We start from the raw sequence: 15,384 nt of genomic DNA on the forward strand, positions 1-15,384 counted from the left end.
TGGACAGACCGCTGGTGTATCTGTTGGTGACCAACACCATGGCAGAGTAGCCAAGTCTGGCAGGGATAAACGCTGAAGGCATCTAAGCGTGAAGCCCCCCTCAAGATGAGATATCCCAACAAGTAAGACCCCTTAGAGAGTATGAGGTAGATAGGCTTAAGGTGTAAGCATAGTAATATGTTCAGCTGATAAGTACTAATAGGTCGAGGGCTTATCCTTTGCGACAAGAAGGGGCCCACGGAAGTGGGAAGTGATCTTGCCGCCAAGTAACAAGCGAAGCTTGTTAGAGAACAGAAATCATCAAGAAATGATGAGAGTATGGACAAAAGAGATCAAGTAAGCAATGAACGATCAAAGAATTAGTCAAACGAGTTTGCATACGATGTAAAGAAAGATTTCAGTATTCGGTTTTGAAGATATGACTTCAAATGAGGATTCCAGATGGAATCCTTTTTTGTTGTATAATTTCAATAAATCAGGTGTACATTTTATTCGATATTTGTTATAATTTATCTATATTGATGATTGCCAAGGCAATGCTTCAAAGTCCGTGAGAGGTGATAAAATGGATACAAATATTTTATTAGAGAATGGAACAAATGAATTAGAGATCTTAGAGTTTATTCTGGATGGAAATTCCTATGGAATCAATGTGGCAAAGATCAGGGAAATCATTCCTTATCAGAAGGTAACACCTGTACCGAATGCACATCCGAGTATTGAAGGTATTTTTATGCCGCGTGATGTAATGATCACGGCGATCGATCTGAAGAACTGTTTGCAGAGGGGACAGTCAGAGGAAAAAGGATTATTCATTATTACAAACTTTAATAAACTTGATATCGCATTTCATGTAGATCAGGTAATCGGTATCCACAGGGTATCATGGTCAGAGATTATAAAGCCGGGTACAACAGTATCCAATTCGGAGGATGGTATTTCGACCGGAATCGTAAAGATTAATGATAAACTGATCATTATTCTGGACTTTGAAAAGATCATTACAGACATCAGCCCGGAGACAGGCTTAAAGACTGCGGAAGTTGATGCACTTGGTGTAAGACAGAAAAATGACGTGCCAATCCTGATCGCAGAAGATTCGGCATTATTGAATAAACTGATTGTAGATTCCTTGAAGAAAGCAGGATATCAGAACCTGATACATACAGAGAACGGACAGGAAGCATGGGATGTGATCTGTGAATGTAAAGAAGAAGGCACGCTGGATGAGCATGTCAGATGCGTTATTACAGATATTGAGATGCCGATCATGGATGGTCACAGATTGACTAAACTGATTAAAAGTGATGATGCGACAAAGAACATTCCGGTCATTATTTTCTCATCTCTGGTGAATGAAGATATGAAGAAGAAAGGTGAATCATTAGGTGCGGATGCACAGCTTTCCAAGCCGGAAATCGGAAATCTGGTAAGGGTAATTGATAGTTTGGTACACTAGTAACGGGGCTGGGATGGAAAATTCCCAGCCTGTTTTATGTTATGGCGACGAGGAAAATGCACGCATTTATGCAGTGCATTTGACGACCGCTAATCAGAGTGAGATTCGCAGAGCGTATCTCGTCTCTGTTATGGAGAGATTTAATCAGAGCGTATCTTAGCTCTGTTATGACATTGAATATCAGAAAAGCGGAGTTTGTAAATATGCAATATTATGGAAAAATAAAAAATGCAGTTCAGGAAGCGAATCGTGTACTGGTTGGACTCGGAGAAGAATGGGTTCTGACAGATGAGGTTATTTGTAAAGCAATGGAAAACAGCCATCCGGTGTTTGCTGCTTTACTAAAATTTGCTGCAACACAAGAGCAGTACAGGGATATTGTGCCTTATCTGGAAGCCTTTTATTATAATCAAATAACGGAAATACCGGATATGTGGAAGAATGCGTATGCACATTTACGGAAGCTTCTGGAAGGAAAAGATTACTATATTGTATCGCTTACAATAGATCCGTATTTAGCACAGATGGGATTTGATATGGATCGCTGTGTGAATCCATGTGGCAGTGTACAGCGTATGCAGTGCAGAAATGGATGCACGGAGGAATTGTATATTGCGAAATCAATCATGCAGGCATTCTCAGAAAAACTGCAGCAGAGAATGCAGGATGTTTCAGAAACAGAACTGCAGGAATGCGTATTGACAGATCTGGTCAATGATTGCCGGGAAGAGATAGCAAAGCTTATATGCCCGAAATGTGGTGCTCCGCTGTTTTTTAACACATTAGAAGCAACACGTTACAGAGAAGAAGGATATCTTGGAAACTGGCAGATGTATATGAAATGGCTGCAGGGTTCTGTGAATAAGAAGCTGTGCGTGATAGAAGCGGGGGCAGGGATGTCATTACCGTCTGTTATTCGCTGGCCTTTTGAAAAAACAGTATACTACAATCAAAAGGCTTCTTTGTATCGCATTCATCATACATTTCATCAGATCAATCACGAGATTGCAGAAAGATCATGTGGAATAGAGGCATCGGCAGTTTCGTTTTTTAAGGATATGGAAGAGGGGGAGGCAGTTTTATGAGCACAACAGAAGAATATTTAGATGGACTTCTGCAGGCAACAATGGGACAGGATGAGCCTGATGCAAAAGCTGCACAGTCGGATGTTCCAAAAGAAGAAACCAAAGCAGCACCAGCAGATGATAATCATAAGATGAGCCCGGATGAGATTGCAGCGTTATTTGCACAGATGCAGGGAGATTCGGAACCGACGGCGGAAACAGTAGCAGAGCCAGAAAACGAGGCTGTGGAAGAACAAGAAAACGTAACACAGATTCAGCAGCCGGAACCGGTGGCAGAAGCCCCGAAGGAAGAGTCTGTTGCAGCACCGGCGGACGATAATCATAAGATGAGCCCGGATGAAATTGCGGCATTATTTGCCAAGATGCAGGGAGATCCAGAACCGACGGCGGAAACAGTAGCAGAGCCAGAGAACGAGGCTGTGAAAGATCAAGAAAACGCAACACAGATCCAACAGCCGGAACCGGTAGTAGAACCTGAACCAGTAGTAGAAGTCCCGAAGGAAGAGTCTGTTGCAACACCGGCAGACGATAATCATAAGATGAGCCCGGATGAGATCGCGGCATTATTTGCACAAATGCAGGGGGATCCGGAACCGGCAGTAGAATCGGAGCCTGCAGTAGAACCAGAATCCGTAGCAGATCCAGAACCGAAGGAGAAACCAGAAACAGAGATTGCGGGAAACGAAGAAGAGGTAGCAGAGATTCCGCAATCAGAGCCGGAAATGGAATCTGTAGAAAACGTAGAAGATTCAAATATGAGTGATGAGCTGTCCGCATTGCTGAAAGAAATACAGGCAGAACCGGATGAGGAAGAACAGCAGGAAACAGATGAGGATGAAGCTCAGGCAGAATCAGATGCTGAGGAGCAGTCAGAAACTGCGACAGCAGAAAAACTGCCACCGCAGGAAGAAATGGAAATTGATCTGTCAGATCCGGATGCAATGAGCTTTTTACAGGAGATCCGGGAAAAGGAAGAACCTAAAGAAAGTAAGGGTGAAGATGACGCAGTCAATGAAATAGAGGAACTATTGCGAAAATCCGATAACCATGAGATGGTGAGTGAAGAACTGGATCTGCCGGGAGAACAGGATGAGCTGTTGGCTGGTCTGACAGAAGGAGCAGGTACGGAACAGTCAGATTCGGATGAAGCAGAGAATGGGGGAAAGACTGCCAAAAAGAAGAAAGGGCTTTTCTCTTTCTTTGGGAAAAAGAAGAAAAAGCAGGAAGATACAGATCAGACAGTAGACGAAATATCAGATGAGGAATCAGCTGCAGAAGGAGAAACAGAGGCAGACAGGGAAGAAACCGAGCCTGTGCCAGATGGAGATGTACATGATCTTTTGCAGGATCTTTTTGGAGAAGAAGGAACTTCTGCAGAGGACTTTTTACAGCAGGAGGAAGCTGCGGGAGAGCAGGTAGCGGAAGTTTCAGATCAAAAAGAAAAGAAAGAAAGTTTTTGGAAGAAACTTGGAAACGCCTTGTTTGAAGAGGACGAAGAAGAGGATAAACAGGAAGAACAGGAACCCGAAAAGAAGAAAAAAGATAAGAAGGGGAAGAAGAAAAAGAAGGTTACGGATGCATCTGACAACCAGGGAATCTTAGAAGAACTGGATGCAGAAGGTGCGGACGGAAAAAAGGGAAAGAAAAAGAAGAAGGATAAGAAGAAGCCGAAAAAAGAAAAGAAGGCATTACCAAAAGAAGGAACAGATAAGGAAGAAGACAGTAAAAAACTTCCAATTAAAATGGTAGTGCGTATCTTTATTCTGGCATTTTCTATTTTGGCATTATTGCTGATCGTGGTAGAAATTATTCCGTCCGTGTGGACTGCAGCAGATGCGAGAAATGCATTCTATAAGAAGGAATACCGCGCTGCTTATGAAGAAATGACAGGAAAGAAGCTTTCTAAAAAGGATCAGAGATTGTATGAAAAAGCAAGGCTGGTTGCTTCCTTGCAACAAAGATATGATGCATATACTACTTATACAGCACTGCAGATGCCTGTGGAGGCACTTGATAGTCTGTTATCAGGTTATTTGTTCTGGCAACAGGAAGCAGATGCCATTGCAGAATATGATGCTGCGACAGAGACAGATGCTGTAAAGTATCAGATTCTGAATACATTATATGATACGTATCAGCTTACGGAAGATGATGTAAGACAAATCAATGCACTGGATGATTATGACTATACCGTAAAGCTGGAAGAACTGACAGGAAGCCTGAGCCATAAAAACAGCAATGCACAGCAGTCAGGAAGTACTGCTGTGACAGGAACTGCAGATGCTACAGCACCAACAGACAGTTTGAGTGATGGCATACAGACAGAGTCTGCCAGTGATACGGCAGATATGACACAGATGCAGGATATATTACCGGAGGAGGAAATGGAATGATCGCAATAATCGATTATGATGCTGGCAATATCAGAAGTGTAGAAAATGCACTTATTGCGCTTGGAGAAGAAGTTGTCATCACCAGAGATCCCGAAATTTTATTGCTGGCAGAAAAAGTAATATTGCCGGGGGTTGGAGCTTTTGGAGACGCAATGGAAAAATTACATGCCTATGGTCTGGTAGATGTGATCCATCAGATCGTGGAGAAGAAAACTCCATTTCTTGGCATTTGTCTGGGACTGCAGCTTTTGTTTGAAAGCAGTGATGAGACACCGGGTGTAGAAGGTCTGGGAATCTTAAAGGGAAAAATTGTGGCAATTCCACATGACAAGGGATTGAAAATTCCGCATATCGGATGGAATTCCCTTTCGTTTCCGCACGAGGGAAGATTGTTCCGGGGGCTAAGTGAAAATGCATATGTTTATTTTGTGCATTCCTATTATTTACAGGCAGAGGAAGAAGAAATTGTAAAAGCAACGACGGAATATGGTGTGACGATCCATGCATCAGTAGAGAAGGATAATGTATTTGCATGCCAGTTCCATCCGGAGAAAAGTTCCGCAGTCGGCAGGAAGATCCTACAGAATTTCCTGTCTATCAACAGGGAGGGCAACTGATATGCATACAAAACGAATTATCCCATGTCTGGATGTTAATAATGGAAGAGTTGTAAAGGGCGTTAATTTTGTGAATCTGATCGATGCGGGTGATCCGGTTGCGGTAGCTGCGGCTTACGATGCAGCAGGAGCAGATGAACTCGTATTTCTGGATATCACTGCATCCTCTGATCAACGCAGCACAGTGGCAGATATGGTGCGCAAGGTTGCGGAACAGGTGTTTATCCCGTTTACGGTAGGCGGTGGTATCCGAACTGTAGACGACTTTAAGGCAATCCTGAGAGAGGGAGCTGACAAGGTTTCCGTGAACTCCGCAGCAATCATGAATCCGCATCTGATCTCGGAAGCGGCAGAAAAATTTGGCAGTCAGTGTGTTGTTGTGGCGATTGATGCAAAGAAAACACCGGATGGCTATCATATTTTCAAAAACGGTGGTCGTGTTGATATGGGTATTGATGCCATAGAATGGGCAATGCAGGCAGACGAGCTTGGTGCGGGAGAGATCCTTCTGACCAGTATGGACTGTGATGGTACGAAAGCAGGTTATGATATTGAACTGACAAGACTGATCTCAGAAAATGTTTCCATTCCTGTGATCGCTTCCGGTGGAGCGGGAAAACTGGAGCATTTTTATGATGCATTGACCGATGGAAAAGCGGATGCAGCACTGGCTGCTTCTTTGTTCCACTTTAAAGAACTGGAGATCAAGCAGGTAAAGCAATATCTGAAAGAGCGCGGAGTTCCGGTCAGATTATAAAATAATGATTATATAAAGAAAGAAGATAGGAAAATGGCAGCGATCAGTAATGACTGGCTTGCACCGCTTACACCGGAATTTGCAAAGCCGTATTATAGAGAATTGTATAAAAAGGTAAAGGAAGAATATGCAACGCATGTGATCTTTCCGCCATCCAATGAAGTGTTCAGTGCGTTTGAACTGACACCGCTTGCTGATGTCAAGGTGGTGATCCTGGGGCAGGATCCGTATCACAACGTGGGACAGGCGCATGGTCTTTGTTTTTCCGTAAAACCGGATGTGGAGATTCCGCCTTCTCTTGTGAATATTTACAAAGAGTTACATGATGATCTGGGCTGTTATATTCCAAATAACGGATATCTGGTGAAATGGGCAAAGCAGGGCGTGCTGATGCTGAATACAGTACTTACCGTCAGGGCGCATCAGGCAAATTCACACAGAGGGATCGGCTGGGAAGAATTTACCAATGCAGCGATCCGGGTATTGAATGAACAGGACAGACCGATCGTGTTTATTCTCTGGGGAGGTCCGGCGCAGCGCAAAAAGGAAATGCTGAACAATCCAAAGCATCTGATTCTGGAGGCACCGCATCCGAGTCCGTTATCTGCATACAGAGGATTTTTTGGCAGTAAGCCGTTCAGTCAGACGAATGCATTTTTGGAGAAAAATGGGCTGACGCCGATTGATTGGCAGATTGAGAATCGATAGATTTTATCAGTAATATCGGCTCCGCAGGGTTGACAAATAGCAATATTGTGTTATAGTGTTCCTGTACAGAACTACTAACCAAGGGGCGAAGGACATATGATCGAAAAATTAATGTTATTTGGACTCACCAGACAGGAAGCGACGATTTATATCTGCTTATACCAGACAGGTCCGCTGACCGGTTATGAGGTGGCGAAGGATACAGGAATATCAAGATCAAATGTGTACAGCGCGCTTGCAGGATTGGTAGAAAAAGGTGCAGCCTATAAAATGGAAGCGGCAGCAAATAAATATTTGGCCGCTCCTGTGGAGGAACTTTGTGAGAACAGAATGCGTCTGCTGCAAGAGGCAGAGGGCTATCTGAAAAACAATCTGCTTCCTGTGGAAGAGGAAACAGAAGGGTATATCACAATAGAAGGCTATCGGCATATTCAGGATAAGGTCTATGCAATGCTGCGAAAAGCAGAAAAGCGTATTTATCTGTCTTTAGCTGCAACGGAGCTTGCGTTCTGGAAAGAGGAACTGCAAAAGCTGGTCATGCGTCAGATCAAAGTAGTGATCCTGACGGATAAACAGGTAGAGTTACCGGAAGGTATCACAATATATCTTTCGGATCAGAAAGAGGCGCAGATTCATCTGATCGTGGATTCCAAGCTTGTACTGACAGGCGATTACAGTGGACAGGAGTCTGATACCTGTCTGTATTCCGGACAGAAAAATCTGGTCAGTGTTTTGAAAGAGGCATTGCGTAATGAGATCCGCCTGACGAATGTGATAGACCAGCAGAAGCAGACAGCTTCCGTATAGTTAGCTGCAAATCATGTCAATTAGGAGGATATTATGGCAGTCAGAATTGGTATTTTAGGGTATGGAAATTTAGGAAGAGGAATTGAGTGTGCAATTCGTCAGAATCAGGATATGGAGCTTGTTGCAGTTTTCACAAGAAGAGATCCGCAGCAGGTGAAAATTCAGACAGAGGGTGTTTCAGTATACAAAGTAGATCAGATCGCAGAGTTTCAGGATAAGATCGATGTGTTGATGCTTTGTGGCGGAAGTGCAACGGATCTGCCAAAGCAGACACCGGAATATGCAAAATACTTTAATGTAATTGACAGTTTTGATACACATGCCAATATTCCACAGCATTTTGCAGATGTGGATGAGGTAGCAAAGGCTAACGGACATGTTGCAATGATCTCTGTAGGATGGGATCCGGGTATGTTCTCTTTGAACCGCTTATATGCAGCATCTATCCTGCCGGAAGGAAAAGATTATACATTCTGGGGAAAAGGTGTCAGCCAGGGACATTCTGATGCAATCCGTCGTGTAAAAGGTGTAAAAGATGGTAAGCAGTATACAATTCCTGTAGATGCGGCATTAGAGGCTGTCAGAAGCGGAAGTAATCCTGAGCTTACTACCAGACAGAAGCATACAAGAGAGTGCTTTGTGGTAGCGGAAGAAGGCGCAGATCTTGCTCAGATCGAGCAGGATATCAAGACAATGCCTAACTACTTCTCTGATTATGATACAACGGTACATTTTATTTCAGAAGAAGAACTGAAAAGAGATCACAGTGGCATCCCGCATGGTGGATTTGTGATCCGCAGCGGCAAGACAGGACTTAATAAGGAACATAATCACATTATCGAATACAGTCTGAAGCTGGATTCCAATCCGGAATTTACAGCATCTGTTTTAGTAGCATATGCAAGAGCCGTGTACAGAATGAAACAGGAAGGCATGAAGGGCTGCAAGACGGTATTTGATGTAGCACCGGCTTACCTCAGCCCAATGAGCGGTGAAGAACTGCGTGCACATCTGTTATAATAGAAATAAGAAAGGCGTCAGGAGAAGAAAATGGATAAAAAACCTTTTGTAACAAAACAGCAGATCGAAGAGATCACAAAAACATATCCCACACCATTTCATATTTACGATGAGAAGGGGATCAGAGAAAATGCAAAAGCAGTGAAGGAAGCATTTTCATGGAATCCGGGATTTAAAGAATATTTTGCGGTAAAAGCAACGCCGAATCCGTTTTTAATTGATATTCTGAGAGAATACGGCTGTGGCTGTGATTGTTCTTCCATGACAGAACTTATGCTTGCAAATGCGATCGGCTGTGAAGGAAAAGATATCATGTTTTCTTCAAATGATACACCGCCTGCAGAGTTTGCATATGCAGCTAAGCTGGGAGCAACGATCAACTTAGATGATTTTACGCATATTGCGTGTCTGGAAGAAACACTTGGTAAGCTGCCGGAAACTATTTCCTGCAGATTTAATCCGGGCGGCATTTTCCAGATGAGTAATGGCATCATGGATAATCCGGGCGATTCCAAGTATGGTTTTACAAAGGAGCAGTTATTTGAAGGGTTCCGTATCTTAAAGGAAAAAGGTGTTAAGAACTTTGGTATTCATGCATTCCTTGCCAGCAACACAGTAACAAATGAGTACTATCCGATACTGGCAAAGCAGTTGTTTGAACTGGCAGTAGAGCTGCAGAAAGAAACAGGTGCGCATATCTGCTTCATCAATCTGTCCGGTGGTGTTGGAATCCCATATACACCGGATAAAGAGCCGAATGATATCCGCGTGATCGGCGAAGGTGTGCATAAGGTATATGATGAAGTATTAGGAAAAGCCGGTATGGATGATGTTGCGATCTACACGGAAATGGGTCGTTTCATGATGGGACCGTATGGTGCACTTGTCACACAGGCGATTCATGAAAAGCATACGTATAAGGAGTACATCGGAGTGGATGCCTGTGCAGTCAACCTGATGCGTCCGGCTATGTATGGTGCGTATCATCACATTACAGTACTGGGCAAGGAAAATGAACCTTGTGATCATGTATATGATGTCACAGGTTCTCTGTGTGAAAATAATGATAAGTTCGCGATCGACAGAAATCTGCCAAAGATCGATATGGGAGATTATCTGGTGATCCACGATACCGGAGCACATGGATTTGCAATGGGTTACAATTATAACGGTAAGCTGAAATCAGCAGAGCTCTTGCTGAAAGAGGATGGCAGTGTACAGCTTATCCGTCGTGCGGAAGAGCCAAAAGATTACTTTGCAACCTTTGATTGCTTCCCGATTTATAAAAAATTCGGATTTTAATGATTGAAATACTGAAAGTACAGAATTGCTGTGATTTTCAGATGGGTCTTGAAAATCTATCGTAGATATGCTAAACTATAATTCGGCTGTTGGAAAACAGCCGAAGATAAGCCGGTGTGTCGGAATGGCAGACGATGCAGACTCAAAATCTGTTGGGTGTACGCCCGTGCGGGTTCAAGTCCCGCCACCGGCAGTAAATGTATCACATCTGTAGGATATGATAATTTAAGAAAAAGCCTCGCTTCGTTTCGAAGCGAGGTTTTTTGTTGCCTTTTCTATTGTTTATTCCAAATGTTCTTTTACATAATCCCGGATGAAGAAGTTGTCCTCAGGCATCTGACAGCCTACAATGTACAGCCCTTCGTTGTCTGAGCAGCGGATCGTATGTCCTTCTACAATATCATGCTTTGGCAGATCAAAATCATGGATCTTGACAGAAACAGTGATATCTTTATGCTTTGCAAAGTAATCATCATGTGTCAGGAAAGCGAAACCGTTGGCACTGATGTTATCCAGCTGCCCTTCGATCACTTTGTCTTTCCCTATGACTGTAATACTGCAGCGGTTCGTCAGATCCATACGTGGATATTTCCGGCGGTTGTTGATCTTCGGACGGGATTCAATCTGGATCGTATAAGCGGCGCTGTCTTTTCCGGCAGATGGAGTAAGTTTTGCGCGGTTCCAGCAATACAGGACATTACCAACCGTTACCTGCAGCTTACACTCAGCAGGATCCGATAACTGTACGGATGCAGGAAGGGAGACCGTCAAAGTATTATCGTTCTGTGCGATGATCTCGCCGTGGTAACTTGTGTGATCACCAAGGAACACGGTCAGCTTCATCCCCGGCTTGATATCCTCTGTTCCCATGAAACCGCCAATACCGAGCTCACACATCAGTGCTTCGATCACCTTTTCGATGGAATCAATATTTTCGGCCGATTCTGTGTATTTGCTCACCATACGATTGCTGATCTCATTCGAATCGGCAATACGGTCTGTCATGTCGGATACAATATGTGTAACCTGCTTTAGGTTGTTGACCAGATGCAGGTTGGAGGTTTCGACCTCCTTCATGGCAGTGTCGATCACCTGAATGTTGTCACCAAGCTGTTCTGCATCGGAAGCGATCTGCGTGATGTTATGACCGGCAAGTGTAACTTTGTCAAGGGTGAGCTGAATAAGTTTTAAGGTTTCTTCCATAGCGGCTGTCATCTTGTCGGAAGTTTCTTCCAGATGCGTAAGAGCCTGCCAGATCTGACCGGAGGAAGTTTTGGTTTCATTACTTAAAGAACGAATCTGGTCTGCAACAACAGCAAATCCACGTCCTGCATCACCGGCTCTGGCGGCTTCGATCGAAGCATTCAGTGCCAGAAGATTGGTCTGGTTAGAAATATTTTCAATCGTTCCGGTTTCTTTCTTTACCATTGCAAAATCATCTTTAAAGTTCTGCAGAGTCTGTTCGATCTCACCGGAAAGCTGTGCCATTGTATTGGTGGTGGCAACGAGATTTTCCAAATCTGTAGAGCTGACCTGTGCATGCTTTTCGGAAGTAGCGGTCAGAGTTACCATCTGCTCGATCATGTCTGCCACATGATTGACCTGGGAACGGATATCCGTTGTCATATCGTTGGAAGAATTGGTGCTGTCCTGCAGCACAACATTATTATCCTGCAGCTTGTGCAGACTGTTTACAACGATGCTGGCTCCATGTGTATTTTCGGAGGCAAGTTCACGTACGACAGTGATACCGTCCATGATCGAGTTACATGCCTGTTTGACCTGTTCGACAGTCGTGATCACGCGTTTCAGATCTGCTTTGATGCTGTCTGTCATGGCACCGTCCGATTCGTTCAGATGCTTGATGGACATGACATAGCAGATATAGCACAGAACGATACAGGAAAACTCTAACTGATAATCTTTCATATTGGTGGCGGAATTATAACCGATCATGATCCGGTAAGCTGCGCTTCCTATGATGATCAGAGAGTTTGCAATACCACAGGTAACCATAAATTTCTTGTTTTTATACAAAACCAGAAGGCTTGTTACCGGAAGAATATAGGTAAACGCGATCGGAGATTCCGTCGTACTGACAACGTAGGTATAAAAGATACCATAGCCGATGACCAGATTGTATTTGTAAAGCTCTGTTGTAAAACCTTTGACCCGCAGCAGGATCTCTCCGATGAGGATCGGAAGCCAGCAGAGCAGCAGGAAAACAAAATAGTAAGGGGTAGTCCGCAGCCCGTTTGCAACATCGCTTCCATAGTTGGCGGAAAGCAGGATAGCAAAGACCAGCCAGATCTTACGTGCCCTCCGGTTGGCTTTTTCCTTAAAAACAGATTCATCGTAATTCATAGGTACCTCCATGTTGTGTGGCAGACAATTTCTTGAAATAGTCTGAAATGGCTTTGATCGTTTCGTCACTTTCCTTTAAATCCGGTTCAAAGACGGAAAATGCATGTGTCAGTTCTTTCTTCTTCGGAAAGTTCAGTAAGCTGTGGGTAACACCCTGACGGACCATTGCCTTTTCATACTGCATGGTATAATGCTGCAGATTGTCATTTTCGCTTGTGACAAGAAAGCAGGGCGGAAGTGCTTTCAGGATATCCGGATGTTCCGGATTGACATAGGGAGCGAAGGCTCCTTTTTTATAGCCCTTTCCATATAAATAGGAAGGCAGGAAAAGTCCTATCTTGTCCCGTTTATTGGTGTAAAACATACCACTGATCAGCCCAAGTGCCTGTATAGGAAGGACAGATGGAGTTACATGCGCAGCAGCAGCTACTTTTTGGCTGTTCTGCATTGATGCACAATAAGTCAACAGGCATGCACCGCCACTGTCACCGACTGCATAGATCTGCTGCGAAAGTCCTCTTTTGGCAAGATCCTTTCGTATATATTCCATAGCAAGAAAAACATCGTTGCACTGGTCAAAAAACAAACAGTCGGGAACGAGTCTGTACTCAATGCTGTAAACCAGATAGCCCAGCTTACTGAGCTTGGCACAGAAGTAACGGTTAAACTCCTTGCAGCCAAGTAACAGTCCACCGCCGTGCACGTTCAAGATCACGGGAAGTTTCTGATCCGCTGCAGCTTCGGGCAGATACAGATCAAGCCTGTGAGCCGTCAGCCCGTCTTCTGCATAAGGGATATCCCGCAGCTCGGTAACACCGCTGCAAAGCGTGTATTTTTTATCACGCGCCGGGAGAGATTTCTGAAAATCTGCCCGTTGTTTATAAAAAGCCTGTTTCATAAATTGACTCATGTTGCAAAAACCTCATTTTATATGCTGATAAGCAAAATCATGCCTACCTATTATAATAGGCTATTTCTCGACGGTATTCAACAAATTTTTTAGGCAATGGAAAGAATCCGGAAAATCGAGTATAATAACATTATATATGGCATGAAATATAATGTGCCCGTGAACGAAAAAATAAGGGAAAACAAAGGAGAAATGAAAAATGAACAAACATATAGAAGAAGCAATGACAATCAGAAATGAACAACCGATGGTATGCAACTGCGCGCAGACGATCATGCGGGTGTATGCAAAGGAACTGGGACTGTCGCCGGAGCAGGCGGAAAAGCTGGGCAGCAACTTTGGCGGCGGTATGAAATGCGGCGGAACATGCGGCGTGATTACAAGCGGACTTTTGGTGCTTGGAGGCAAAGGAATCGAATCCCCTGCTAAAATTGGGGAATTCCGCCGGCGGATTGCAGAAAATCATGACGGCATGACGGACTGCAAGCTGCTTTTAAAGGCAAATGCAGAGCGCGGCGGCAACAAAAAAGAGCACTGCGATGGTATGATCCGGGAAGCGATTACGCTGATCGACGAACTTGTAGGTGAATCAGAAAAGTAGCGGCCAGCATCAGAACAGACGTAACGATCCAGGACAGAGGCCAGACAAAAAACAGGCTTTCCAGTGTCTTTGTATGCGGAAAAACAAACAGAACCCAGAGGATCCGTAGAAGACAGGTGCCAAGGATCGTCAGAGCAGCAGGAAGGGAGGAATGTCCCAGTCCACGCAGAAAACCTGCGGGTGTTTCATACAGGCTGCACATTGGTTCCACGCTCAGAATACAGAGGATCCGTACACAGGCAGAAGCGATTACATCGGGATCGCCTGAAAAGAGGCTGCTTGCCTGTCCGCGGAATAGGGTAAGAGGTATTGTGATCAGTCCGCTGAACAGAATCGAACATAGCAGACAGTAGAGCAATACTTTTTTAGCTCTGTCGGGCAGTCCGGCAGCATGATTCTGGCTGGTAAAGGTGGTAGCAGTCTGACCGAAGGCAGTGATTACATAGTAACCAAAATATTCGAAGTTCATGGCGATGGCATTACCGGCAGTCACAACAGCACCGAAACGGTTGATGGAGGCCTGTAAAAAAATATTGGCGAAGCAGAAAACAGCACCCTGCAAAGCCGCCGGGATACCGACTGCGAGAATAGCGCGGATGTCAGCCAGCTGCAGACGAAGTGCGGAAAACTGCAAATGAAATTCATCCGGTTCTTTGGTCAGCAGAAAGAGCAGACTGCAGGCTGCAAATAAATTGGCCAGGTCTGTTGCGATTGCAACACCCGCAACCCCCATATGGAAAAAGATCACAAAGATCAGATTCAGAATCACGTTTAACAGACCGGACAGCGCGAGGATCCAAAAGGGACGACGGCTGTCTCCTCTGGCACGCAGAATGGCAGCAGCAAAATCATAGATGAGTAAAAACGGATAACCAAGGTAATAAAGCTGCAGATACAGCGTGGCATCTTTCAAAATATCCGCAGGCGTATGGATCAGCAAAAGAACAGAGCGTGCACTGACAATGCCCGGAAGCAGTCCAATCATACCGATCAGGACAGAGAGCAGGATGGCGGTATGGACAGCATGTCTGATTCCGTCAGATCTGCCAAGACCGATCTGGCGCGCGATCAGAACATTCACACCAACAGAAAGCCCGGCGGACAGACTGACTAAAAGGGCAACCAGTTCTCCGTTGGTTCCCACGGCGGCAAGTGCTCCCGCGGATGCAAAATGACCGACAACAGCTGTATCGGCCGCATTGAATAATTGCTGCAGCATACTGCTGAGAGCGATGGGGATGGCAAATTGTATCAGTTTATATAATAAGGGACCATGTAACATATCAATCTCTTTGTTTTCAGAAATGCTCATTCTTGTACACCTTCCTTTCCTGTGCTAGAATACCTTGTGCAGAACTATT

13 protein-coding genes, 1 tRNA gene and 1 rRNA gene are annotated in these 15,384 nt (G+C 44.4%); 12 read left to right on the forward strand and 3 right to left on the reverse strand.

Going from position 1 to position 15,384, the window contains the following annotated elements:
* The 11 genes from KQI22_RS11125 to KQI22_RS11175 all read left to right on the forward strand — a co-directional run.
* Nucleotides 1-219, forward strand: a 23S ribosomal RNA gene (locus KQI22_RS11125); the annotation flags it as partial.
* Nucleotides 220-565: 346 nt separating this feature from the next.
* On the forward strand, nucleotides 566-1,459 hold the full coding sequence (locus KQI22_RS11130) for a chemotaxis protein (protein WP_022003319.1): 894 nt from the start codon (nucleotides 566-568) through the stop codon (nucleotides 1,457-1,459).
* A 203-nt stretch (nucleotides 1,460-1,662) separates the two neighbouring features.
* Nucleotides 1,663-2,544 (forward strand): hypothetical protein, encoded by an 882-nt coding sequence (locus tag KQI22_RS11135; RefSeq protein WP_216552331.1) that lies wholly within the window; start codon nucleotides 1,663-1,665, stop codon nucleotides 2,542-2,544.
* Nucleotides 2,541-4,937, forward strand: coding sequence for a hypothetical protein (locus KQI22_RS11140; RefSeq protein WP_216552333.1), 2,397 nt, complete (start codon nucleotides 2,541-2,543; stop codon nucleotides 4,935-4,937). The genes KQI22_RS11135 and KQI22_RS11140 overlap by 4 nt, the downstream gene beginning before the upstream one ends.
* Entirely contained in the window at nucleotides 4,934-5,554 is a 621-nt protein-coding gene (gene hisH / locus KQI22_RS11145) for an imidazole glycerol phosphate synthase subunit HisH (RefSeq protein ID WP_216552335.1), read from the forward strand. Before KQI22_RS11140 ends, hisH begins: the two co-directional genes overlap by 4 nt.
* Before the next feature lies 1 nt (nucleotide 5,555).
* Nucleotides 5,556-6,311, forward strand: coding sequence for an imidazole glycerol phosphate synthase subunit HisF (gene hisF, locus KQI22_RS11150; RefSeq protein WP_216552336.1), 756 nt, complete (start codon nucleotides 5,556-5,558; stop codon nucleotides 6,309-6,311).
* A gap of 33 nt (nucleotides 6,312-6,344) precedes the next feature.
* Nucleotides 6,345-7,019: a uracil-DNA glycosylase gene (locus KQI22_RS11155; protein ID WP_216552338.1), complete on the forward strand. Its 675-nt coding sequence runs from the start codon at nucleotides 6,345-6,347 to the stop codon at nucleotides 7,017-7,019.
* Between the two features lie 96 nt (nucleotides 7,020-7,115).
* A complete protein-coding gene (locus KQI22_RS11160) occupies nucleotides 7,116-7,826 on the forward strand; it encodes a TrmB family transcriptional regulator (protein ID WP_216552340.1) in 711 nt (236 codons plus the stop codon).
* 33 nt (nucleotides 7,827-7,859) lie between these two features.
* Nucleotides 7,860-8,846 (forward strand): diaminopimelate dehydrogenase, encoded by a 987-nt coding sequence (locus KQI22_RS11165; protein ID WP_216552356.1) that lies wholly within the window; start codon nucleotides 7,860-7,862, stop codon nucleotides 8,844-8,846.
* 30 nt (nucleotides 8,847-8,876) lie between these two features.
* Nucleotides 8,877-10,148, forward strand: a complete 1,272-nt coding sequence (locus KQI22_RS11170; RefSeq protein WP_216552358.1) for a diaminopimelate decarboxylase — start codon at nucleotides 8,877-8,879, stop codon at nucleotides 10,146-10,148.
* A 110-nt stretch (nucleotides 10,149-10,258) separates the two neighbouring features.
* Nucleotides 10,259-10,341, forward strand: a tRNA-Leu gene (locus tag KQI22_RS11175).
* 89 nt (nucleotides 10,342-10,430) lie between these two features.
* Here KQI22_RS11175 and KQI22_RS11180 read toward each other — a convergent pair.
* Both KQI22_RS11180 and KQI22_RS11185 read right to left on the reverse strand, forming a co-directional pair.
* Entirely contained in the window at nucleotides 10,431-12,512 is a 2,082-nt protein-coding gene (locus KQI22_RS11180) for a methyl-accepting chemotaxis protein (protein ID WP_216552360.1), read from the reverse strand.
* A complete protein-coding gene (locus tag KQI22_RS11185) occupies nucleotides 12,499-13,422 on the reverse strand; it encodes an alpha/beta hydrolase (RefSeq protein WP_216552362.1) in 924 nt (307 codons plus the stop codon). The genes KQI22_RS11180 and KQI22_RS11185 overlap by 14 nt, the downstream gene beginning before the upstream one ends.
* Before the next feature lie 199 nt (nucleotides 13,423-13,621).
* On the opposite strand from KQI22_RS11185, the gene KQI22_RS11190 reads away from it, so the two are divergent.
* Nucleotides 13,622-14,023: a C-GCAxxG-C-C family protein gene (locus KQI22_RS11190; protein WP_216552364.1), complete on the forward strand. Its 402-nt coding sequence runs from the start codon at nucleotides 13,622-13,624 to the stop codon at nucleotides 14,021-14,023.
* Here the strand turns inward: KQI22_RS11190 and KQI22_RS11195 are convergent.
* On the reverse strand, nucleotides 13,983-15,335 hold the full coding sequence (locus KQI22_RS11195; protein WP_216552366.1) for an MATE family efflux transporter: 1,353 nt from the start codon (nucleotides 15,333-15,335) through the stop codon (nucleotides 13,983-13,985). The two genes, KQI22_RS11190 and KQI22_RS11195, sit on opposite strands and share 41 nt — an antisense overlap.
* Between the last annotated feature and the right edge of the window lie 49 nt (nucleotides 15,336-15,384).

This window comes from Kineothrix sp. MSJ-39, from assembly GCF_018917935.1.
GTDB lineage: Bacteria > Bacillota > Clostridia > Lachnospirales > Lachnospiraceae > CAG-194.